This window comes from Devosia sp. (genome assembly GCF_030689745.1).
In the GTDB taxonomy this organism is placed as follows: Bacteria; Pseudomonadota; Alphaproteobacteria; order Rhizobiales; family Devosiaceae; genus Devosia; species Devosia alba.
On the sequence record NZ_JAUYGL010000219.1, the window covers coordinates 23146 to 43760 of the forward strand.

23 protein-coding genes are annotated in these 20615 nt (G+C 64.1%); 17 read left to right on the forward strand and 6 right to left on the reverse strand.

Translation table 11 applies throughout. The features are described from left to right. Positions 1–213: 213 nt before the first annotated feature. Positions 214–381 (forward strand): Thivi_2564 family membrane protein, encoded by a 168-nt coding sequence (locus Q8O80_RS19180; protein ID WP_305582276.1) that lies wholly within the window; start codon positions 214–216, stop codon positions 379–381. Between the two features lie 667 nt (positions 382–1048). Then, positions 1049–2152 (forward strand): hypothetical protein, encoded by a 1104-nt coding sequence (locus tag Q8O80_RS19185; RefSeq protein WP_305582278.1) that lies wholly within the window; start codon positions 1049–1051, stop codon positions 2150–2152. Positions 2153–2325: 173 nt separating this feature from the next. Here Q8O80_RS19185 and Q8O80_RS19190 read toward each other — a convergent pair whose 3' ends face one another. Beyond that, complete coding sequence (locus Q8O80_RS19190; protein WP_305582280.1) at positions 2326–3528, reverse strand: pyridoxal phosphate-dependent aminotransferase; 1203 nt, start codon at positions 3526–3528, stop codon at positions 2326–2328. 221 nt (positions 3529–3749) lie between these two features. On the opposite strand from Q8O80_RS19190, the gene Q8O80_RS19195 reads away from it, so the two are divergent. The 7 genes from Q8O80_RS19195 (at position 3750) to Q8O80_RS19225 (ending at position 9866) form a co-directional block, all read left to right on the forward strand. After that, the gene (locus Q8O80_RS19195; protein ID WP_305582282.1) at positions 3750–4049 is read left to right on the forward strand and encodes a hypothetical protein; all 300 of its coding nucleotides are present in this window, start codon (positions 3750–3752) and stop codon (positions 4047–4049) included. Between the two features lie 135 nt (positions 4050–4184). Then, a complete protein-coding gene (locus Q8O80_RS19200; RefSeq protein ID WP_305582284.1) occupies positions 4185–4613 on the forward strand; it encodes a CBS domain-containing protein in 429 nt (142 codons plus the stop codon). A 573-nt stretch (positions 4614–5186) separates the two neighbouring features. Beyond that, on the forward strand, positions 5187–6209 hold the full coding sequence (locus Q8O80_RS19205; RefSeq protein WP_305582286.1) for a glycine betaine ABC transporter substrate-binding protein: 1023 nt from the start codon (positions 5187–5189) through the stop codon (positions 6207–6209). Positions 6210–6335: 126 nt separating this feature from the next. After that, the gene (locus Q8O80_RS19210) at positions 6336–7205 is read left to right on the forward strand and encodes a proline/glycine betaine ABC transporter permease (RefSeq protein ID WP_305582288.1); all 870 of its coding nucleotides are present in this window, start codon (positions 6336–6338) and stop codon (positions 7203–7205) included. After that, positions 7205–8266: a glycine betaine/L-proline ABC transporter ATP-binding protein gene (locus Q8O80_RS19215; RefSeq protein WP_305582290.1), complete on the forward strand. Its 1062-nt coding sequence runs from the start codon at positions 7205–7207 to the stop codon at positions 8264–8266. The genes Q8O80_RS19210 and Q8O80_RS19215 overlap by 1 nt, the downstream gene beginning before the upstream one ends. 122 nt (positions 8267–8388) lie before the next feature. After that, positions 8389–9087: a bifunctional 2-polyprenyl-6-hydroxyphenol methylase/3-demethylubiquinol 3-O-methyltransferase UbiG gene (locus Q8O80_RS19220; RefSeq protein ID WP_305582292.1), complete on the forward strand. Its 699-nt coding sequence runs from the start codon at positions 8389–8391 to the stop codon at positions 9085–9087. A gap of 209 nt (positions 9088–9296) precedes the next feature. After that, positions 9297–9866, forward strand: coding sequence for an alpha/beta fold hydrolase (locus tag Q8O80_RS19225; protein WP_305582294.1), 570 nt, complete (start codon positions 9297–9299; stop codon positions 9864–9866). A gap of 27 nt (positions 9867–9893) precedes the next feature. On the opposite strand, the gene Q8O80_RS19230 is transcribed toward Q8O80_RS19225, so the two are convergent. Continuing rightward, on the reverse strand, positions 9894–10310 hold the full coding sequence (locus Q8O80_RS19230) for a helix-turn-helix domain-containing protein (protein WP_305582296.1): 417 nt from the start codon (positions 10308–10310) through the stop codon (positions 9894–9896). Between the two features lie 110 nt (positions 10311–10420). Here Q8O80_RS19230 and Q8O80_RS19235 point away from each other — a divergent pair, with 110 nt between their 5' ends. Together Q8O80_RS19235 and Q8O80_RS19240 are read left to right on the forward strand one after the other, a co-directional pair. Continuing rightward, complete coding sequence (locus Q8O80_RS19235; RefSeq protein WP_371136239.1) at positions 10421–10900, forward strand: DUF992 domain-containing protein; 480 nt, start codon at positions 10421–10423, stop codon at positions 10898–10900. A 153-nt stretch (positions 10901–11053) separates the two neighbouring features. Then, entirely contained in the window at positions 11054–13207 is a 2154-nt protein-coding gene (locus Q8O80_RS19240) for a heavy metal translocating P-type ATPase (protein WP_305582298.1), read from the forward strand. A gap of 22 nt (positions 13208–13229) precedes the next feature. Here the strand turns inward: Q8O80_RS19240 and Q8O80_RS19245 are convergent, their stop codons facing one another. Then, positions 13230–13616, reverse strand: coding sequence for a GNAT family N-acetyltransferase (locus Q8O80_RS19245; RefSeq protein ID WP_305582300.1), 387 nt, complete (start codon positions 13614–13616; stop codon positions 13230–13232). 125 nt (positions 13617–13741) lie between these two features. On the opposite strand from Q8O80_RS19245, the gene Q8O80_RS19250 reads away from it, so the two are divergent. The 3 genes from Q8O80_RS19250 to Q8O80_RS19260 all read left to right on the forward strand — a co-directional run bounded on the left by Q8O80_RS19250 (position 13742) and on the right by Q8O80_RS19260 (position 16882). Next, entirely contained in the window at positions 13742–14374 is a 633-nt protein-coding gene (locus tag Q8O80_RS19250) for a Spy/CpxP family protein refolding chaperone (RefSeq protein ID WP_305582302.1), read from the forward strand. Positions 14375–14567: 193 nt separating this feature from the next. Then, positions 14568–15800: an aminotransferase class V-fold PLP-dependent enzyme gene (locus Q8O80_RS19255; protein ID WP_305582304.1), complete on the forward strand. Its 1233-nt coding sequence runs from the start codon at positions 14568–14570 to the stop codon at positions 15798–15800. Positions 15801–15976: 176 nt separating this feature from the next. Then, positions 15977–16882, forward strand: coding sequence for a DMT family transporter (locus tag Q8O80_RS19260; protein WP_305582306.1), 906 nt, complete (start codon positions 15977–15979; stop codon positions 16880–16882). A 9-nt stretch (positions 16883–16891) separates the two neighbouring features. Here the strand turns inward: Q8O80_RS19260 and Q8O80_RS19265 are convergent, their stop codons facing one another. The 3 genes from Q8O80_RS19265 to Q8O80_RS19275 all read right to left on the reverse strand — a co-directional run bounded on the left by Q8O80_RS19265 (position 16892) and on the right by Q8O80_RS19275 (position 18407). Beyond that, positions 16892–17296 (reverse strand): DUF2147 domain-containing protein, encoded by a 405-nt coding sequence (locus Q8O80_RS19265; RefSeq protein WP_305582308.1) that lies wholly within the window; start codon positions 17294–17296, stop codon positions 16892–16894. Then, on the reverse strand, positions 17293–17706 hold the full coding sequence (locus Q8O80_RS19270; RefSeq protein ID WP_305582310.1) for a hypothetical protein: 414 nt from the start codon (positions 17704–17706) through the stop codon (positions 17293–17295). Before Q8O80_RS19270 ends, Q8O80_RS19265 begins: the two co-directional genes overlap by 4 nt. Positions 17707–17957: 251 nt before the next feature. Then, positions 17958–18407, reverse strand: a complete 450-nt coding sequence (locus Q8O80_RS19275) for a GNAT family N-acetyltransferase (RefSeq protein WP_305582313.1) — start codon at positions 18405–18407, stop codon at positions 17958–17960. 110 nt (positions 18408–18517) lie between these two features. On the opposite strand from Q8O80_RS19275, the gene Q8O80_RS19280 reads away from it, so the two are divergent. The 3 genes from Q8O80_RS19280 (at position 18518) to Q8O80_RS19290 (ending at position 20384) form a co-directional block, all read left to right on the forward strand. Next, entirely contained in the window at positions 18518–19117 is a 600-nt protein-coding gene (locus tag Q8O80_RS19280) for a thymidine kinase (RefSeq protein WP_305582315.1), read from the forward strand. Between the two features lie 50 nt (positions 19118–19167). Further along, on the forward strand, positions 19168–19500 hold the full coding sequence (locus tag Q8O80_RS19285) for an acyl-CoA thioesterase (protein ID WP_305582321.1): 333 nt from the start codon (positions 19168–19170) through the stop codon (positions 19498–19500). A 236-nt stretch (positions 19501–19736) separates the two neighbouring features. Beyond that, entirely contained in the window at positions 19737–20384 is a 648-nt protein-coding gene (locus tag Q8O80_RS19290; RefSeq protein ID WP_305582317.1) for an SH3 domain-containing protein, read from the forward strand. Positions 20385–20615: the final 231 nt, after the last annotated feature.

Consider the following 20615-nt stretch of genomic DNA (forward strand, 5'->3'; position numbering starts at 1 on the left):
CGAACCGGGATCGTCTCCTCCTCCTTCGATCACGGTTCACTGGCAGAGCGCATTTCCTCCCCCTTGCTCTCTGCCCTACTATCGATTTGGCTTCGGCCCTATCAATGGCCCTGTCTTCGGACAGGGCTTTTTTTTTGCGCTGGCGGGCCGGCAATGCAACCAAGCGTTCACAGCCGCGTTACCCAAAGCGCACCAAGCGCACTGGAGAATACCGTGGGCACTTCTGTTCTAATCAGCATTCTGATCACCTTCCTGGTCATCGTTCTCATCTTGTGGCTGGTCCAGCGCCTGCCCATCGAGGCCCGCATCCGCCAGATCCTGCAGATCGTTGTCATCGTCATCGGCATCATCTCGCTGCTGAAATACCTCGCCGTCTTCTAGGCCTTGGCGCCCTGCGCCGGTCTGCGTGGACTGCAGGCAGATTGACAACATGTCGCTGCGCCCAATGCATGGCAGACATGCTGACCTTTCTATTGCTGACCAACCGGTCAAAAACTATATGTGTACCTGTCGCTGGCGACGCCGCTCCGTATCCTCCTCCCTCGGACCCGCGTTTAGGCGACACGAACTTAAGCTGCATCCTCCTCCCGCGGCTTGGGTTCACTGGTTCAGCGCATATCCTCCTCCCTTGCGCTGGGCCCTACTTCAGATTTGGCTTCGGCCCTATCATTGGGCTCCAACTTCGGTTGGAGCCTCTTTTTTTGCCCGCTCGCCTGCGGCGGCGAATCTGCATGGCAGCCCTTCCCATTGCGTGATTGTGTCACCCCTTGAGTCATTGGATAGTCCCCCGACCAACTCAACGGCGTTCGTGGCGCCGTTCCTCCAAGGTCAGACGCTTCGGCTGATGATCTCTGGGCCCTGCCCTCCCCTCGGGCGGGGCCTTTTTCTTGCCGGGGCCTTTTTCTTGCATTGTGGTCATTGCTGCCCGTCAGCCCGGCAAAATTTTCCGCCCCGGCCCGCACCCGGCACGTCGCCGCACTGATTTAATTGCGTTTTCTCCGGCACATGGCTTGCAAGGCGCTCTGCACATCATTTGCAGGAGGCCAGCATGGTTGCCGTCAGCGCCGCTTACCCCAGTACCAGCTACACCACCGCCTATAGCCAGGCCGCCAAACCGGCCACCACCGCTGCCGCCGCCAGCAGCACCCCGACAACAGATGACAGCGCGGCCACCTCGGTCACCCTGTCCAGCGAAGCGCAGGCCGCCCTGGCCGCCAAGGACTTTGCCACCGTGCTGGCCGAAGCCCATGCCAAACTGGCGGCATTGCTGACCGAGGCCGGGCGCAGCACACCGCTGGAAACCGGCAAGCTGGCCGTCGATCTATCGAGCCTGGACCAGCGTGAACTGTTCGCCATGGCCAGCGATGACAGCTTCACCAGCGATGAGCAGGCTGCCGCCGGTCTTGAAATGCAGCGCCGCTTCGAGAACGCGCTCTCGGGTCCCGCCGGCGTCGCCCAGGTCACCGGCAATTTCACGGCGCTGTACAAGGCCGCCGCAGCCTATCTCGATAGTCTGGGCGATGAGGAAAAGGCCGGTGCCGACTGGATCGCCGGTCGCGCCGCGATCACCGAGGGTATCAAACAGCTCCAGAGTGATCCCAAAACCCTGCCCGATACCGGCGACGAGGATCCGGTCCAGCTCTATCTGGCGCTGGTCGATGCGGGTGCCGCCCAGCAGCAACAGGATATTGCCGACGTCGCCAGCAGTGCGCGCAAGTCGCTCGATACGCTCTATGCCGATGCCATTGCCAACGGCAAGGCGCCCACCTTCAACAGCAAGACCACCGTCGGCACCTATATCGACATATCGGGCCTTGCCAGCCGCACCCTGTCGGCCATCGCGCTCAATACCGACGACAAGTTCTCGGCCGCCGAAAGCGCCGAGGCCAAGGCGGCCCTGCGCAGCAAATCGGGCGCCGCCCTGCTCGCCGGCTTTCACAGCGCCGCCAAATCCAGCGACCCCACCGCCTTTTCCCAGAACATCATCTCGATCTACTCCTCGATGAGTGCCGAGGAACGCCAGGCTGCCGGCTGGAGCGACCAGTTCTACCAGACCGCCGTCGCCAGCTATGAAAGCACCAGCAAGCTGACCCAGATGTTCGCCGAAGCCGGCGGCGACAGCACCGGTTTCATGAGCTGGATGGGGAAATAGGGCGGGCGAAGCCCCCATTTTTCAGTCGTCACCCTCCCCCCTTGCGGGGAGGGACAGGGAGGGGGACGGATGCCCCCGATATAGGGGCTCTCGCACCCCCTCCCAACCTCCCCCGTGAAGGGGGAGGTGCCACCCGGTGCTCGTAAGACGATCTTGCGCCCAAAAAGCCGACCCTACGCTATCCCCGCGCAGAACCCCTGGATGCGTTTGATCGCCTCCTCCAGTTCTGCATTGCTGGCCGCATAGCTGAGGCGGAAATGCCCCGGCAGGCCAAACGCGGTGCCATGCACCAGCGCCACCCCGGTTTCCTCGAGCAGCGCCATGACGAAATCCTCATCCGTGCTCAGCACGACGCCACCGGCGCTGGTCTTGCCCAGGAGCCGCTGGCAGGATGGAAACACGTAAAACGCCCCGGCCGGCGTCAGACAGTCCAGCCCGGTATTGGCGTTCAGCCCCTTGACCACCATGTCGCGCCGCGCCTGAAACACCTGCCGCCACTCGGCGAGAAAATCCTGCGGCCCGTTCAGTGCTTCCACCGCCGCCCATTGCGAGATCGATGTCGGGTTCGACGTCGATTGCCCCTGCAGCTTGGTCATCGCTGCCAGCAAATCGCGGGGCCCGGTGCAATAGCCGATGCGCCAGCCGGTCATGGCATGCGACTTGGACACGCCATTCATCGTCAGCGTGCGCGGCTGCAGCCTGGGCTCGACCTGGGCGATAGTGGCAAAGCTGCCGCCATCATAGACCAGCACTTCATAGATATCGTCGGTCAGAATGTGCACATGCGGGTGGCGCAGCAGCACCGCGGCCAGCTCCTTGAGCTCGGCGGCGCTATAGGCCGCGCCGGTCGGGTTGGACGGGGTGTTGAGGATCAGCCACTTGGTCCTGGGCGTGATCGCCGCCTCCAGCACCGCCGGCGACAGCTTGAAGCCGGTGGAGGCATCGGCCACCGCAAACACCGGCTCGGCGCCACACAGCCGCACGATTTCGGGATAGCTCACCCAATAGGGCACCGGCACCACCACTTCATCGCCCGGGTTCAGCGTCGCCAGCATGGCGTTGAAAATGATCTGCTTGCCGCCCGAGGACACGAAGCAGTCCGCCGCGGTGACATCGAGCCCGTTGTCGCGCCGGAACTTGGCCGCCACCGCTTCCTTCAGTTCGGGGATGCCATCGACATTGGTGTAGCGCGTCTTGCCCGCGTCCATCGCCGCCTTGGCGGCTTCGCGCACATGCAGCGGGGTATCGAAATCGGGCTCTCCGGCCGACAGCGCGATGATGTCGCGGCCCTCCTGCGCCATGACGCGCGCCTTCTGGCTGATCGCCACCGTCGCGGACGGCGCCACGCGCGCCAATGCGTCAGACAAGAACCCCATGTGCAGCAACTCCAGCAAAACCCGGGCGTAACTGATAGGGGGTGCCCGGTCCGGCGGCAAGCGGGCGCGCACGATTTCGTCGCCCGCCTGCTGGTACCCATGCCCGCGCTGCCACAGTTTTGCCCCCAAATGGTACCGCACCCGCCAACATCAGTCCCAACTCGAACCGCATTCGCATGGCTTAGTGGCTGCACTGTCAATCAAGGAGCGACGTTGATCCCATGCAAGAAGTGACGTCCTCCAAGCGTAGAACTTTCGGCCTCTATGGGACCGTCTCGGCGGCCCTGATCACCGTCGGCGCCACCGCCGCCGTGCTGGTTGGCGTGTCACCGGCCAGTGCTGCAACGCTGGCAACCAGTCCCGACACCCAGATCATGGTGTTCATGATCCCGCTGACCCTGTTGGTGCTGGCCATGCTGTTTGAAGCCGCGCGATTTGCCTTGCGCGGCGCCCTCCCGGCCCAGGCCCCCAAGCGCAAGCCCGTGCGGCGCTACTGGTCGCCCGGCCACAACGAGGGCTGACCTCCTTTTCTCCCTGACCACTCAATGGGGCCAGCGCGTGCTGGCCCCTTTTTTTATAGGCCGGTGATCCGCTCAGGCGCCCCTTGCTCCCGGCGCTGCGGCGGTCCAGACTGGCTCAAAGAGGAGGACTGAACAATGCGTGTTGACACCATCCTTCAAACCAAGGGCGCGCAGGTTTACACCCTGCCCGATACCAGTTCGCTGGCCGATGCCGTGACCCAGCTCAACGCCCACAATATTGGCGCCGTGGTGATCACCGGGGCCGACAACGCCGTTGCCGGCATTCTCTCCGAGCGCGACATTGTTCGCCGCCTCGGCACAGATGCGAGCACGACATTGGCGCTGCCGATCGCCGAATGCATGACCCGTGGCGTCGTCACCTGTGAGCGCGACACGCCCATTGCCGAGGTGATGGAGCGCATGACCCGCCGCCGCATCCGCCACATGCCGGTGACCGAAAATGGCGCCTTGATCGGCATCATCTCGATTGGCGACGTCGTCAAGTTCAAGATCGAGGATGCCGAGCGCGAAGCCGCCGAACTGCGCGAGTACATTTCCAGCTAGCATTCGCCGACAAACAAAACGGGCTCCCTCTGCACGGGACCCGTTGGTCTTGCCTGCCCATCGACCCTACGCCCGGCGACCGGTCACCTTTCCCATCGCCTTGGCAGATCGTGCCGGCCCAGATCATCCATGATCGTCCCACAGCGTCGTTCATCCCCACCAGACCGACATCCACGCCCTCGCAGTCACCATCTGCGGTCAGCACCAGACTGACCCGGAGGCGCTGCGACGCCTTTTGGGCGCGGGCTCGGCTGCCGTCCGCCGCGCCGCAAGTCTAGCGGCACCCATCACCCGCCTCGCCCGACCCGCACAATTCCGCCGGAATCCCGCCGTTTTTCGCGCATAATGCCATGTCTAAGAATTTCTTTTCTTGCAAACAATCACCCACCAGATCAACCACTTCTGAAATCGATAGAAAAATGACCATCAATAGATGGATATCAATGCAGCGCAGCTAGTACATGAGTTGTTTTTCTTGATTATTACAGCATACGTCAAAGTAACTGCCGATTTGACAGCAATCAACTATGGTTATATGTTTCGCCCTCACTAAATGACATGGAGCATATCCACATGATGCTGAAAACCGGTGGCGCCGCCGCCGCGATTGCTATTGCCTTTATGGCTGCAGCCTCTTCGCCTGCCTTTGCCCAAGACGCTGTCACCTGCGGCACAGACCGCACCATTGATATTGCCGAATTCACCTGGCCCTCTGCGGCCGTTTTGGCCCACATTCACGCCAAGGTGCTCGACGCCGGCTTCGACTGCAATGTCGAGATCGTCACCGGCGACACCGTTCCCACCACCAGTTCCATGGTGACGCGCGGTTCGCCCGCTGTCGCGCCTGAACTCTGGACCAGTACCGTTCAGGAACAGTGGGACGCCGCCCTCAGCGACGGCACCACCGTCGCTCTTGGCGACGCCATCAGCGATGGCACCGTGGAGGGCTGGTTCATTCCGCGCTACACGCAGGAGGCCAACCCCGAAATCACCTCGGCTGAGACAGCCATTGCCAATCCGCAGGTCTTTGCCGACCCCGAGGATTCCAGCAAGGGCCGCCTTTATACCTGCCCACCGGGCTGGGGTTGCGAACTGGCCACCGGCGCGCTGTTTGAAGCCTATGACATGGAAGAGAACTGGAACCTGTTCTCCCCCGGTTCGGGCGGTGCGCTCGATGCCTCGATTGCACGCGCCTTTACCCGTGAAGAGCCCATCCTGTTCTACTATTGGGGTCCCACGGCCATTCTCGGCAAGTTCGATGCCGTCGCCCTGGACATGGGTGAAATCAAGCCTGAGGTTTACGCCTGCAACACAAATCCCGATTGCGACGAGCCGGCCGGCATAACCGCCTATCCGTCTTCGCCTGCCATCGTTGGTGCTGCCGCCTGGCTGCAGGACGAAGCACCGGCCGTTGCCGAGTACTTCTCCAAGGTCGGCTTGACCAATGCCGAGATCAGCGAACTGCTGGTCTATGGCGATGAAAACCAGGCGGATGCCGAAGCCACTGCCGTCAACTTCCTCAAGACCAAGGAAGATGTCTGGACCGGTTGGGTTCCCGCTGAAGTCGCAGACAAGGTGCGCGCCAACCTGAGCTAGGCGCCGCGTCTGCCAACAAGCCGATACGGCCGGGTTACGACCCGGCCGTTTTCCGCGTGATGCCCGAATGCGCAGTCATCGCCTTCCGGCATCGCGCGCCATCCCTCCACACGAGAGAGAAAAACCGTGTTTCCAGAAATTATTGATACCCGCCCGCTGCGCCGCGCCGTCGATGACGCCCTCAACTGGATCGTGCGCCACTGGGGCGGCGGCTTCGAGGCTGCGGCCCATCCCCTGCTGATGCTGCTCAAGAGCATCGAGAACCTGCTGATTGCCACCCCCTGGTGGCTGATCATCGCCATTCTGGTTGGTGTTGCCTGGCTCTCCACCCGCAACTGGAAGCTGCCCGCTGTCGTCTTGGTGGCCCTGTTGTTCCTGGGCGTCATGGATCTGTGGGAAGACGCCATGGCCACCATGGCCCTGATGATCGCGGCCACGCTGACCGCCATCGTGCTGGCCATTCCGGTCGGCGTCTGGATGAGCCGCTCGCTCAATGTGCGCAAATCCATCACCCCGCTGCTCGATCTGATGCAGACCCTGCCCAGTTTCGTCTATCTCATCCCCACGGTGATGATCTTTGGTCCGGGCAAGATCCCGGCGCTGATCGCCACTATCATCTATGCCTCCCCGCCTTTGGTGCGCCTGACCGATCTGGGCCTGCGCTCGGTCGATCCGGCCGTCATGGAAGCCAGCCGCGCCTTCGGCACCAATCCACGCCAGCGCCTGCTCGGCGTGCAGATCCCGCTGGCCCTGCCCACCATTCTGGCTGGTGTGAACCAGACCACGATGATGGCGCTCTCCATGGTGGTGATTGCCTCGATGATCGGCGCCGGTGGCCTTGGCTATCAGGTGCTGCAGGGTATTGGTCGTCTTGAAGTCAGCCGCGGTCTGTTCGCCGGTCTGGGCATTGTTGCCCTGGCCATCATCTTTGACCGGGTCACTCAGGCCTTCGGCAAACAATTGCAGGCCCGTATCGGCCTGGCGGAGGCGCGCTAATGTCTGACACAACCATCAATCCCGAGCTGGCCATTGCCATGCGTGGCGTCACCAAGATCTTCGGCGACGATCCACAGAGTGCCCTGGCGCTGCTGCGCTCCGGCAAGTCCAAGGCCGAAGTGCAGGCCGAGACCAATCATGTCGTTGGCCTCGACAATGTCTCGCTCGACATCGCCAAGGGACAGATCTTCGTGGTCATGGGCCTGTCGGGTTCCGGCAAGTCCACGCTGATCCGCCACGTCAATCGCCTCATCGACCCCACCGCCGGCGAGATCGTCGTCAATGGTGCCGACGTGGTGAAGATGAGCCTGGACGAGTTGCGCACCTTCCGCCGCACCCAGATCGCCATGGTGTTCCAGAAGTTCGGCCTGCTGCCGCACCGTTCGGTCATCGACAATGTCGCCTATGGCCTCGAAGTCCGTGGCGTCGGCAAGCAGGAACGCCTGGCCACCGCCGCCAAGTGGATCGAAACGGTGGGCCTGTCGGGCTATGAGAATAGCCAGCCGCGCCAGCTTTCGGGTGGCCAGCAGCAGCGTGTGGGCCTGGCCCGGGCGCTCGCCATGGATACCGACATCATCCTGATGGACGAAGCCTTCTCGGCGCTTGATCCACTGATCCGCTCGGGCATGCAGGATCAGCTCATCGAGCTGCAGAAATCGCTGGGCAAGACCATCCTGTTCATCACCCACGACTTCGACGAGGCCCTCAAGATCGGCGACCGCATCGCCGTGCTCAAGGATGGTGCCCTGCAGCAGGAAGGCAAGCCCGAAGATATCGTGCTGCGTCCCGCCAATGAGCATATCGAGGACTTCGTGCGCGAAGTGAACAAGGCCCGCGCCATCCATGTGCGCTCGATCATGACCAGGGGCGCCGGCGAGCGCTGTGACATTCTGGTGCCGCAGGACGCGCGCTGCGAAGACGTATTGCCCCTGTTTGCCGAGCATGAATGGGTTGGCGTGCAGGACGAGAACGGCGTGCAGATCGGCAGTATCACCGCCAAGCAGGTGATCCGCGCCCTGGCCCGCCACACGCCCTCTCCGGCCGGTGAGCTGGCGGCCTGATCGACATCACAACGATACCACACGGCAGGCAGCGCTTTCGGGCGCTGCCTTTTTTGTTGTCACCAGCGCGCAACCGAAATCAGCCTTGACAGCCCAAGGCTGCGCCAAGCACTTTAAGGGGCATGACCAAGCAACTCGCTTCGCCCCCCGGGCCCGCCAGCAGTACCGCTTTTAACGCGAACCATGCCAGGACCTATGCCGAGGGCGCGGCCAGACAGGTCCCCGGCCTGGCCGGACTGCATCGCATGACCTCGATGCTGCTGGCCGAGCGCGTGCCCGAACACGGGCGGATTCTGGTGCTCGGCGCTGGCGGCGGTCTCGAACTCAAGGCATTGGCCGACGATCATGCCGGCTGGTCCTTTGACGGCATTGATCCTTCCGCCGACATGTTGCGCAGTGCCGAACACCTCACGGCCCAGCACGCGGCCCGCATCGCGCTGCACGAAGGCTATATCGACACCGCACCAAAGGGGCCGTTCGACGGCGCTGTCTGTCTGCTCACCCTGCACTTTGTGCCGCGCGAGCAACGCTTCGAAACCCTGCTGCAGCTCCATGCCCGCCTGCTGCCCGGCGCGCCGCTGGTCCTCGCCCATATCAGCTTTCCCCAGACCGAGCCGGAACGCTCGCAATGGATTGCCCGCCATGTCGGCTTTGCCGATACCGCCCCGGCCAATGTGGAGCAGGCAAAGCAGGCCATCGCCAGCAAGCTCTGTATCCTGTCGCCCGAGGACGACGAAGCCATGCTGCGCGAGACCGGATTTTCCGATGTGACCCTGTTCTATGCCGGACTGACCATCCGCGGCTGGGTCAGCTACGCCTAGCATCTCGCCGCCGGACACTGCTCGGGCCATGCCGAACAGCGCCATGGCGCGGCCATCTTGCCCCGCGCCTCTGCCCGCTTTAGCTTTAGCCTTATCCTGCGACGGCGCCCGATGTGGCACCGCCTGCGGTCTGCACGCATCATCGATCCATGTCTGACGGGTGCGGATATCGATCGGGAGATGACGATGCCATTGGGGAGAGGTGCGCGTTGAACGCTGCTCAAACAGATCGGCCGGTCCTGTTCATTCAGGGTGGCGGCGCCGGAACCCATGCACAATGGGACAACAAGCTCGTCGCCAGCCTCGAGCAGGCACTCGGGCGCGGCTATTGCCTGCACTATCCGAATATGCCCCACGAAGACGACCCGGAATTCGCCGCCTGGGGCGACGCCATCATGCACGGGATCGCCCTCCTGGGTCCGTCCCTCGTTGTGGTGGGACACTCGGTCGGCGGCACCATCCTCGTGCACACGCTGGCCCGCCATCCAGGACTGTTGCAGGTCATCGCTGCACTATGCCTGATAGCGCCGCCCTTTATCGGCCCCGGCGGCTGGTCCAGTGCCGATGTCGAGGTGGCGCCAGACTGGGCCGCGCCGCTCGGCGATACCAGGGTCTTTCTCTATCGCGGCAGCGACGATACCACCACGCCCGCCAGCCATCTCGACCTCTACGCCAAGGCGATGCCGCACGCCGTGGTCCGTCGCCTGGCCGGGCGCGACCATCAGCTCAACGACAATCTGGGTGAAGTCGCCAGGGACATCGCCGGCAGCTTTGCCTGAAGCCGACCATCGGCCGGCCGCAGCACCCTAATGCTCGCTCTGGCACTGGCTGTGATCGGCCAGCGCCTCGATGATCCGGCAATCGCACACTCTTCCATGCCCGCACTCTTCCACCATCCGGCTGAGCTCGCTCTTGAGCGCGGTCAGGCTGGCAATGCGCCGCTCGATCTCCTTGAGGTGGTTCTGCGCAATGCTGTCGACCTGATGGCACGATGACTGCGGCTGCGCCGCCATGCCCAGCAGCTCGCGGATATCCTCGATCTCAAAGCCCAGCTCGCGCGAATGGCGAATGAACCGCAGCCGCTCGACCTCGGCTTTACCATACAGCCGCCGATTGCCCTCGCTGCGCGGCGCCTCCGGCAGCAGACCGATCTGCTCGTAATAGCGAATGGTCGGGACCTTGACGTCCGTCTGGCGTGACAGCTCTCCGATGGGAAAACCCATGATATTCCTCACTGCCGCAACTGCGGCCTATTTGTCGCTATCGGCCAGGACCGACCGCCTGGCGGAACCTGCAGCAGGCCCACGAGTTGAGCCTGCTTAGGAGTACTCAAATGAAACTGATGTCCGCAACCATACTCGCTGCCACTGCCCTGCTGTCGACAGCGGCCTACGCCCAGGAAAATGTCGAAATCGGCCGACTGGAATGCACGGTCGAGGGCGGCATTGGCCTGATCCTCGGCTCGTCCAAGGACGCCATCTGCAGCTATTACGATGCCGAGGCCAGCGAACCCACCGAAGTCTATTACGGTACGGTCAACAAGGTCGGCCTTGATATCGGCTTCACCGAGGAATCGGTGATCCAGTGGCTGGTGCTTGCCCCCAGCACCGATGCCTACGCGCCCGGCTCCCTGGCTGGCGAATATGTCGGCGTCAGCGCTGAAGCGTCGATGGGCCTGGGTGTCGGCGCCAATGCCCTGGTCGGTGGCTCCAGCGAGGGCTTCATGCTGCAGCCGCTCAGCGTGCAGGGCCAGACCGGCATCAATGTCGCTGTCGGCATCACCGGCTTCCAGCTGCGCACCCCCACGCAATAACAGCCCGGCGGCTACCGCCAGTGTCATTGGCAACGCGCTGTCCTCCGGGGCGGCGCGTTGTCGCGTTCTGTTGCGGCGCCTGTCCATATTCCGCTTGCTCCTCTAGTGGCTAGAGAAGTTAGCATGCCTATATGAAGAGCGGAAGGATGCGGCATGGCTGACACAATCAAGACGAAATACCGGGTCGGCGGCATGGATTGCGGCGCTTGCGCCCTCAAGATCGAGACCGCCGTCAGCCGCATTCCCGGCGTTTCCGAGGTTGGCGCCAGCTACACTGCCGGCACCCTCAATGTCGTGCATGACGATGTTTCCTTCGCCGCCATCCAGCAGGCCATCAAGCCGCTCGGCTATGAACTGGTCGAAGATGGCGCCGCGCCGCGCCCGCCGGCGGGCGACCCTGACCATGCCGGCGGCGCCGCGCATGACCATTTCGAGCTCGGCGACGGGCCCTGGTGGAAAACCCCCAAGGCCCTGTTGGCCCTGTCCTGCGGCACCGCGCTGCTGGCTGCCTATCTGGTCGGCCTGTTCATTCCGTCCATCGGGCACGAAGCCTTTCTGCTCGCCTTGCTGGTGGGTCTGATTCCCATCGGCCGCCGCGCCATTGCCGGCGCCAGGGCCGGCTCGCCCTTTTCCATCGAAACGCTGATGAGCATTGCTGCCATCGGTGCGGTCTTCATCGGCGCCACCGAAGAAGCTGCCATGGTGGTGCTGCTGTTCCTGGTCGGCGAATTGCTCGAAGGCGTCGCCGCCAGTCGCGCCCGCGCCTCGATCAAGGGCCTGGCCGATCTGGTGCCCAAGACCGCCTTTCTGATTGAAGGTGACAGCACCACCGAAGTCCCTGCCGCCAGCCTGGCCCTCAACGCCATCATCATGGTCCGCCCCGGCGACCGCATCCCTGCCGATGGCGAGATCATTGCCGGCCACAGCGCCATCGACGAGGCCCCGGTCACCGGCGAAAGCGTGCCCACCAGCAAGCAGCCCGGCGATGCCGTGTTCGCCGGCACCATCAATACCGATGCCGTGCTGCAGATCCGCGTCACCGCCACGGCCAGCGACAACACCATTTCGCGCATCGTGCAGTTGGTCGAGGAGGCCCAGGAGTCCAAGGCCCCCACCGCCCGCTTCATTGACCGCTTTTCGCGCTACTATACCCCCGGCGTTCTCGTCGTCGGCGCGCTGGTCGCCATGGTGCCGCCCTTGCTGCTGGGCCAGCCCTGGGACCAGTGGATCTACAAGGGCCTCGCCGTCCTGCTCATTGGCTGCCCCTGCGCCCTGGTGATCTCCACCCCCGCCGCCATTGCCGCCGCGCTATCGGCTGGCGCCCGTCGCGGCCTGCTGCTCAAGGGCGGCGCCGTGCTCGAAGGCCTGCGCACCATCACCACCGTCGCGCTCGACAAGACCGGCACGCTGACCGAAGGCAAGCCCAGGCTGACCGACATTGTGGCCCTCGGCCGGGATGAAGCCGACATCCTCTCGCTCGCCGCAGCATTGGAAACCGGCTCCAGCCATCCCCTCGCCCTGGCCATTCTCGCCCGTGCGGGCGCCGACAAGGTCCCGGTTCCGCCCGCTGCTGCCGCCCGTGCCATTGCCGGCAAGGGGGTCGCCGGCACGGTCGGCGGCGCCGAGTACTTCCTGTTCTCCGCCAGCGCCGCCGCCGAGCAACTGACCCTTGCGCCCGAGCCGCGCGCGCGCATCGATGCCCTCACCGATCAGGGCAAGACCGTCTCGCTTTTGCTGACCGACAGCACCCTTATCGGCATCCTCGCCATGCGCGACGAGCCCCGGGCCGACGCCAGATCAGGCATTGACGCCCTCAAGGCCATCAACATTGACGTCATCATGCTGACCGGCGACAACGCCCGCACCGCTGCGGCAATCGGCGCCGATCTGGGCATAGCTGTCCGCGCCGGCCTCCTGCCGCAGGACAAGCAGGCCATTGTGCGCGAACTGCAGGCGCAGGGCCAATTCGTCGCCAAGATCGGCGACGGTATCAATGACGCGCCGGCCCTGGCCGCGGCCGATATCGGCATCGCCATGGGCGGCGGCACCGATGTGGCGCTGGAAACCGCCGACGCTGCCATCCTGCATGGCCGCGTCACCGACATCGCCGCCATGATCGGCCTGTCCAACGCCACCATGGCCAATATCTGGCAGAACATCGCGGTCTCGCTCGGGCTCAAGGCGGTGTTCCTGGTCACCACCATCGTCGGCATAACCGGCCTCTGGCCCGCCATTCTCGCCGATACCGGCGCCACCGTCCTCGTCACCCTCAACGCCATGCGCCTGCTCGCCTGGCGCCCGCGTTGATCGCTCGCTGGCGGGGCCGCGCTCACTGCAACCGGATCAACCCTGCCGCCGTCGGTCCAAACCCGGCGGCCCGATAAAACCCTTCCAGCTGCGGCTCAAAATCGACATGCAGCCATTCGGCACCGCGCGCTCTGGCCGTCTCGATTGCACGCTCCACCAGCTGCAGCCCGATGCCGCGCCGCCGATATTGCGGGTCGACGCAGGTATCGAGAATGAACGCGTGGCTGCCGCCGTCCCACGCCACATTGACGAAGCCGACCAATCTCTGCTGATCCAACGCCCCGACATGGGCCAGTCCGCGCGCCAGAATGGGCTGGAAACTCACCGGGCCGCCATTGCCCCATGCCACCAGCCACAGGGCGCGTAGCTCATCATCGCTCGGCATTGGGTCGGTAACGATCGCAATCATGGTGCGCCTCCACCTTACCAAGGTGACAAACTGTTCATGCAGCCGCAAGGTCGCGAAGAGGCAGCACGCTGTAGGTTCCTTTCAGACCGGACAAGTTTCGGCTCCCATGCAAAGGAAAACTCGTGATGAAGACCCTCCAGACCACAGCCATCATCGCTCTGACCACCGCCGCCCTCGGCCTTTCCGCCATCGCGCCTTCATTCGCCCAGACTGCCGCACCCACCGCACCTGCTGCCCAGGAACAGTTTCAGGGCAAGGGCAATATGGGCCAGCGCCAGGATGCTGGCCAGCGCCATGGTGGGCAGCGCGGCATGGGTGGCATGATCGGCTTTGAGCGCGGTGCCGAAGGCATTGAAATTGCCCTCGTCCGCCTCAGCCACGCCATCGACATGACCGCTGACCAGCAGGCGCTGTATGATACCCTCAAGACCGACGCGCTGGCCGCCGCCAATAGCTTCTCGACCGCCGTCGACGGCCTGCGCCCCGCCGCGCCGGCAGCCGGAACAGCAGCTGAGCGTCCCGACATGGGCGAAGCCTTCACCAACCGCATTGCCTTCGAGAAGGCCAGGCTCGCTGCCCTCGAGGCCGTGCAGCCATCGCTGACCGCTTTCTTTGACAGCCTCACCGATGAGCAGAAGACCAGTCTGATGCCCCAGCGCGGCGAGCGGGGCGGCATGGGCCAGAAGGGCCAGATGGGCCAAATGGGCAATTCCGGCCAGTACGAACAGGGCCATCGCGGTCAGCGCCAGGGCCGCTGATTCCGTTCAGATCGGCTGCAGACCCAACTTCGGGCGGGTTCTGCGGCCGACCACGCGATCTCCGGTATCCGGGCATCGCACCACGCCGCGGCTCCCCCGGGCCGTGGACGAGAACCCCGGCTCTCAACAGCCGGGGTTTGCTTTTGTCGGGGCTTGCTCTACCAATCGGACACCATCCGATTGGACCCTTCCCATGACCGCCCTGCCCCTTGATCCGGCCCGTATCCGCGCCCAGTTCCCCGCCTTTGCCGAGCCATCGCTGCAGGGTCATGCCTTTTTCGAGAACGCCGGCGGCGCCTACACCGCCAATGCCGTGCTCACCCGGCTTGACCATTACTATCGCGCCACCAAGCTGCAGCCCTATGGCGTCTACCCGGCCTCCCAGGCCGCCGGCGCGGCAATGGATCTGAGCTATGCCCGCATCGCCCAGGCGCTGAACGTGTCCAGCGACTGGATCCATTTCGGCCCCTCCTCCTCGGCCAATACCTATGTGCTGGGCAAGGCCTTCGGTGAATATCTCAAGCCTGGCGACGCCATCATCGTCACCAATCAGGACCACGAGGCCAATACCGGCGCCTGGCGCAAACTCGCCAGCCTGGGCATCGAGGTGCGCCAATGGGCCGTCGACGGCCAGACCGGCCGCCTGTCGCTGGACGCGCTCGACGCCCTGCTCGACGCAAAAGTCCGCTTCGTCGCCGCCCCGCACTGCTCCAATGTCGTCGGCGAAATCAATCCGGTGGCCGAGATTGCTGCCCGCGCCAGGGCCGTCGGCGCCCTCACCATCATCGATGGCGTCAGCTACGCCCCCCATGGCCTGCCCGATCTGGCCGCGCTGGGCGTCGATATCTATTTCTTCTCCGCCTACAAGGTGTTTGGCCCCCATCAGGGGATCATGGCAGTGCGCCCAGACCTCGCCATGGCGCTGCCCAATCAGGGCCATTTCTTCAACGACGCCAAGCTGCGCTATCGCCTCACCCCCGCCGGTCCCGACCACGCCCAGATCGCGGCGGCTGCCGGCATTGCCGATTATCTCGAAACCGTCGCCGAAATCGCCGGCGACAGCGTTGCAGGCGCCGATCCATTCCGCCGCGCCCACGCCGCCATGCGCGCCCAGGAAATCGCCCTTGCCGCGCCTTTGCTGGATTATCTGCAGCGCAAGAACAGCGCCCGCCTGATCGGCCCGGCCGACCCCACCCTGCGCGCGCCCACCATCGCGCTGGCTCTGGACGAACCGGGCGGCGCTGTCGCGGCCCGGCTGGCCAGGCACGGCATCATGGCCGGTGGCGGGCATTTCTATGCCTGGCGCCTGCTCGAAGCGCTCGGCATCGACCCCAATCACGGCGTCCTGCGCCTCTCCTTCACCCACTACACCACGCCCGAAGAGATTCAGCAGCTCATTGCGGCTTTGGATGCTGAGCTGAAGTAGCAAGACAGCCTTGCCCCAACCACCGGGCAACACCTCCCCCTTGACGGGGGAGGTTGGGAGGGGGTGCGAGAGCCCCGATACCGCGGCTATCCGTCCCCCTCCCTGACCCTCCCCGCAAGGGGGAGGGTGTCGACTGAGGCATCTCCCACATAAACCGCCCCCCATTGAGACCAAAAATGTCCCGTCCCCTCGCCGCCCTGCTCCTTCTGATCTGCACCATGCTTTGGGGCCTGGCCTTTATCGCCCAGAAATCGGCCATGGATTCCATGGGCCCGCTGACTTTTTCCGGCCTGCGCTACCTGATCGGCGGCCTCGCCGTCTTGCCCCTGGCTTTGCTTGAGCGCCGCAGGCGCCCCGCCCCCCTCACCACGAACCATTGGTGGCTGATCGGCGCCGTCAGCCTGGTCTTTTTTCTCGGCTCGGCCCTGCAGCAGTTCGGGCTGATTACCACCACCGTCACCAATGCCGGCTTCCCGACCGGGCTCTACGTCTTCTTCGTGCCGGTGCTGGGCTTCCTGATCTACCGCACCCGGCCCCATCCCATCATCTATGCCTGCGTGCCGCTGGCGCTGATCGGCATCTACTTCCTCAATGGCGGCGGCCTCGACAGCTTCAATACCGGCGACGGGCTGATGGTGATCGGCGCGGTGTTCTGGGCCCTGCACGTCATCCTGCTCGGCCAGGCGGCACGCCTCACCGGCCTGCCCATCTTCGTCTCTGCTGTCAGCTTTCTGCTGGCGGGTGCCTTCGCGCTGGGCTGTGCTTTCGTCTTCGAACAGCCCGACTTCAGCGCCCTGCAGTCCGGCTGGATGGAGCTGGCCTATACCGGCCTGCTCTCGACCGCCGTGGCCTTCACCTTCCAGGCCATCGGCCAGCAATATGTGCCGCCCGCCAATGCCGCGATCATCCTGTCGGCCGAGAGCCTGTTTGCCGCCTTGGGTGGCGCCATCATCCTGGGCGAGCGCCTGCCGCCCATCGGCTATGCCGGCGCCGTGCTGATCTTTGTGGCCATCCTCGCCGTCGAAGCCCTGCCCCCGCTCTGGACCCGCCGCCGCACCCACATCCCGCGCAATACCAATTAGCGCGCGGCGCTACTCGGCGTAGCGAAACATCTGGTAGGTCTTGCAGATGATGCCCAGCACACAGCCTTGCAGGCTGATCTGGTCATCGCTGACCTGGGTGATCGTTCCGGCTGCCGACTGCCCATAAAGGTGCAGGTCGCCCTTCCACGTGCCGGGCCCGCTCGGCTGCGCATGGTCGATCATCAGCGTATTGAGATAGGGCAGGTTCTCCGGGCTGTCGGCCCCATTGCCCAGCCAGATCAGCGTGCCGCACAGCGCCTGTCCGCTATCGCCACACAGTTCCACCCGGTAGCGCGAATCCTTCATCTCGATTTCCCATATGCCGGCCGGCGACGCCGCCAGAACAGCCGGCACACTCAGCAGCCCAACCAGACTGACCATCGCCGCGCGCGCAAATCCTGTCACACCGGTCATTCGCTGACCTTGAACATCTGATAGGTCTTGCACACCACCAGGAACGCACAGCCCTGCAGCGTCATCTGCGTCTCGCTGCGCTGGGTGATGGTGCCGTTGATCTTGTGACCGAGCAATTGCATGTCGCCCTTCCAGCGATTGGGCCCCGTCTGCTTGATCGCGCTGGCCACCGGCGAATTGAGAAACCGCTCATACTGCTTGTTGTAGTCAACGTCGGACAGCCAGACCAGCGTGCCGCACAATTGCGTACCGTCGCCGCACAGTTGCAGCGCGATGCGCGTGTCGCGGCTGTCGAGTTCCCACACCCCGTTGGGCGAGGCAATCGCCGCCCCGGCTCCCCCGGCCAACATCACCAGTCCAGCCGCCATGGCGAACATCTTGCGCATCATCATCAGTCTCCCGATCAGCATTATTCTGCTCCCACAGTGGTTTTTCCAGCCTGAACGCCGCCTGAACAGCCGCGTCACGACACTGTCATGCACCCCCCATAAGCTCATACCTGTTCCCGGCCCTGCCCCACATGGCCCGGACTGCCGCGCCCCACGTCCCCAACGTCGCGCCCGGCATTTTGCAGAGCTCGGCCGCCAACCCCGGCTCTTGCACCCCTGCCGATGAGATCGGCTCAGGTCGCCCCTCGTGGCGGCCTCTTTTTTTGCCGCCGCTAGGCGCGCTCCATCACAATGGTGCGCACCAGCGTACCCATTTCCGAGCCCGCGTGTTCAGCAGCTTCCAGCCAGCCCCGCGCCAGATAGAAAGCGCGCGCCCGGCTATTGAAGGCCCGCACCTCCAGCTGCCGCGCCCCTTCCGCCTCGGCCGCATCCATCAGGGCCCGCCCCACGCCCGTGCCGATGGCCCAGCTGTCGACATGAATGGCATGCAGCCAGGCGCCATCCAGATGATACATCCCCACCACCACGCCGCCGCGTTCGGCCACCTTGAAGGCCTCGATGCACCCATCCACATAGCCCGCCGCCGGCTGCTCGGCTTCATAGCGCGCCAGGGCGGGGCCATCCAGATGCGGCCCCCAATGGGTGCGCCAGGACCGGTCCAGCAGATGCTTGAGCGCCGCCGCATCGGCCTGACGCGCGGCGCGAATGGTGATATCGGACATAGTGGCCTCGCAATGAACTGTTGATGTTTGGCTTGCACGCTTCTTGCGCGCGCGGGCACGGTCTATTGCCTAAGCCACCCCGTCGCAACTCGCGAGAACAGCGCCCCCCAATGGCCAAGCTCTATTTCTCCTACGCCGCCATGAATGCCGGCAAGTCCACCCTGCTGCTGCAGGGCGCCTACAATTATCGCGAGCGCGGCATGCGCCCGCTGCTGTTCACCTCCGCCCTTTACGTCGAGGATGGCATTGGCCTGATCACCTCGCGCATCGGCATTGCCGAACCCGCCGAACTCTATGCCGGCGATGATGACCTTTATCAGGCAGTGCGCGAGCATCTCGAAGCCGGCAAGGTCGATTGCGTCTTCGTCGATGAGGCCCAGTTCCTCACCCCCGAACAGGTCTGGCAACTGGCCCGCGTCGCCGATCGCCTGAATATTCCGGTCATGTGCTTTGGCCTGCGCACCGACTTTCAGGGCAAGCTGTTTCCGGGCTCGGCCGAACTGCTTGCCATTGCCGACGTGTTGCGGGAAATTCGTACCATCTGCGCATGCGGCGCCAAGGCCACCATGGTGGTCCGCCAGAGCGCCGATGGCCGCGTGCTGGCCCAGGGGGAACAGGTGTCGATTGAAAAGTCGGTCTATATCTCGCTGTGCCGCAAGCATTGGGAAGAAGCTATCGGCCGCTGGCCGGCGAAAGGACCTGCACATTGACCCCGACGTCCACTGAGCCCCATGGCGCCCTCACCATCCGCACCCTGGCCATGCCCGCCGATACCAATCCGGCTGGCGACATTTTTGGCGGCTGGGTGATGAGCCAGATGGATATTGCCGGCGCCATCGCCGCTGTGGAGCGCGTCACCGGACGCGTCGTTACCGTCGCGGTCGAGGCCATGACCTTCATTGCCCCGGTCAAGGTCGGCGATGTGCTCTGCGTCTACACCACCGTCGAGCGGATCGGCACCACCTCGATCACCATCGGCATCGAGGCCTGGGCCCGCCGCAATCGGGTGGATGCGCGCGTCAAGGTCACCGATGGGCGCTTCATCTATGTCTCGCTGAACGAGGATGGCACCAAGCGCCCCATCGCGGACTGAGCCGCCGCTGCCCGCTCCTGCCGTTCAGCCAGGGTTCATCTGAGCTGTGTTGATTGAGACCATCAATCAGCCCGGCACGATTTGCCGACGGCTAAGTACCGACACCGACTCAACGAATTCGCCCGGCGGGGAACTTTCTGCTTCCCCTGTCCGTTTCTTCAGCAAATACTAAGTCTGCGCTCATCCAGCAGGATCCCGATTGTGGGCTGCGGCAGCGCGTGACGCGGAGGCATAAGATGAACCGATCTACCCGTAAGCTGCTGCTCAACATTGCCACCGGCGTGGCCGTGGCCGCCACTGCCGTCGTCGTCTTCCTGCCCGCCGCCAATGCGGCGCCCGGCACCGTCACCACCAATGTCAATGTGCGCTCCGGCCCCGGCACCAGCTATGGTGTGGTCGATACCGCGCGCCGTGGCGAGCGGGTTGACGTGCGCCAGTGCCAGGGCTCCTGGTGCTATATTGAAAAGTCCGGCCCCGATGGCTGGGTTTCGGCCAATTACCTGGCCACCGGCAGCGGCGGTGCGGTCCATCCGACGCAGCCCGGCATTTCCTTCGGCTTCCAGATCGGTGGCGACGGCGATGGCCCAACCATCAATTTCGGCATCGGCAACCAGCCCCAGCGCCCGATAATCCGGCCCGTCAACGACGAAGTCTGCTTCTTTGACCGCACCCGCTTCCGCGGCGACAGCTTCTGTCTCGAAGCCGGTCAGAGCAGCCGCGACCTGCGTGGCTGGGCCGACCGCATCTCCTCGATCGACAATCCCGATGGCCTGCGGGTTCAGGTCTGCTCGGACGCCAATTATCGCAACTGCCGCACCTACACCACCAGCGCCTCCTCGCTGGGCGGGTTCGACAATTACATCGTCTCCGTCCGCGTGCGCTGAGACCCCTATCCAGCCACCCCATCAGGGCGCCCGCTTCGGCGGGCGCTTTTTTGTCTGTGCAGCGCTGCAGCGTTCCAACCACGCCCGCGCCAAACAAAAAACGCCGCCCCGAGGGACGGCGTTTCAGGCAACAGACAAACCAAAGGCCACCGTGTTTTCAACATCACGGCGGCCTTCGGAATAGTCTGAAAGACTAGAGCAGGGTCAGGTTCGTAGCCGACACCTTGCCGT

Bases quoted from the DNA above. Each gene is read 5' to 3' on its own strand.
- Q8O80_RS19215 (WP_305582290.1), top strand. From the start codon at position 7,205: ATGTCTGACACAACCATCAATCCCGAGCTGGCCATTGCCATGCGTGGC.
- Q8O80_RS19290 (WP_305582317.1), top strand. From the start codon at position 19,737: ATGAACCGATCTACCCGTAAGCTGCTGCTCAACATTGCCACCGGCGTG.
- Q8O80_RS19230 (WP_305582296.1), bottom strand. From the start codon at position 10,310: ATGGGTTTTCCCATCGGAGAGCTGTCACGCCAGACGGACGTCAAGGTC.
- Q8O80_RS19255 (WP_305582304.1), top strand. From the start codon at position 14,568: ATGACCGCCCTGCCCCTTGATCCGGCCCGTATCCGCGCCCAGTTCCCC.
- Q8O80_RS19285 (WP_305582321.1), top strand. From the start codon at position 19,168: ATGCCCGCCGATACCAATCCGGCTGGCGACATTTTTGGCGGCTGGGTG.
- Q8O80_RS19240 (WP_305582298.1), top strand. From the start codon at position 11,054: ATGGCTGACACAATCAAGACGAAATACCGGGTCGGCGGCATGGATTGC.
- Q8O80_RS19190 (WP_305582280.1), bottom strand. From the start codon at position 3,528: ATGGGGTTCTTGTCTGACGCATTGGCGCGCGTGGCGCCGTCCGCGACG.
- Q8O80_RS19275 (WP_305582313.1), bottom strand. From the start codon at position 18,407: ATGTCCGATATCACCATTCGCGCCGCGCGTCAGGCCGATGCGGCGGCG.
- Q8O80_RS19195 (WP_305582282.1), top strand. From the start codon at position 3,750: ATGCAAGAAGTGACGTCCTCCAAGCGTAGAACTTTCGGCCTCTATGGG.
- Q8O80_RS19260 (WP_305582306.1), top strand. From the start codon at position 15,977: ATGTCCCGTCCCCTCGCCGCCCTGCTCCTTCTGATCTGCACCATGCTT.
- Q8O80_RS19200 (WP_305582284.1), top strand. From the start codon at position 4,185: ATGCGTGTTGACACCATCCTTCAAACCAAGGGCGCGCAGGTTTACACC.
- Q8O80_RS19270 (WP_305582310.1), bottom strand. From the start codon at position 17,706: ATGCTGATCGGGAGACTGATGATGATGCGCAAGATGTTCGCCATGGCG.
- Q8O80_RS19185 (WP_305582278.1), top strand. From the start codon at position 1,049: ATGGTTGCCGTCAGCGCCGCTTACCCCAGTACCAGCTACACCACCGCC.
- Q8O80_RS19280 (WP_305582315.1), top strand. From the start codon at position 18,518: ATGGCCAAGCTCTATTTCTCCTACGCCGCCATGAATGCCGGCAAGTCC.
- Q8O80_RS19265 (WP_305582308.1), bottom strand. From the start codon at position 17,296: ATGACCGGTGTGACAGGATTTGCGCGCGCGGCGATGGTCAGTCTGGTT.
- Q8O80_RS19245 (WP_305582300.1), bottom strand. From the start codon at position 13,616: ATGATTGCGATCGTTACCGACCCAATGCCGAGCGATGATGAGCTACGC.
- Q8O80_RS19250 (WP_305582302.1), top strand. From the start codon at position 13,742: ATGAAGACCCTCCAGACCACAGCCATCATCGCTCTGACCACCGCCGCC.
- Q8O80_RS19205 (WP_305582286.1), top strand. From the start codon at position 5,187: ATGATGCTGAAAACCGGTGGCGCCGCCGCCGCGATTGCTATTGCCTTT.
- Q8O80_RS19220 (WP_305582292.1), top strand. From the start codon at position 8,389: ATGACCAAGCAACTCGCTTCGCCCCCCGGGCCCGCCAGCAGTACCGCT.
- Q8O80_RS19235 (WP_371136239.1), top strand. From the start codon at position 10,421: ATGAAACTGATGTCCGCAACCATACTCGCTGCCACTGCCCTGCTGTCG.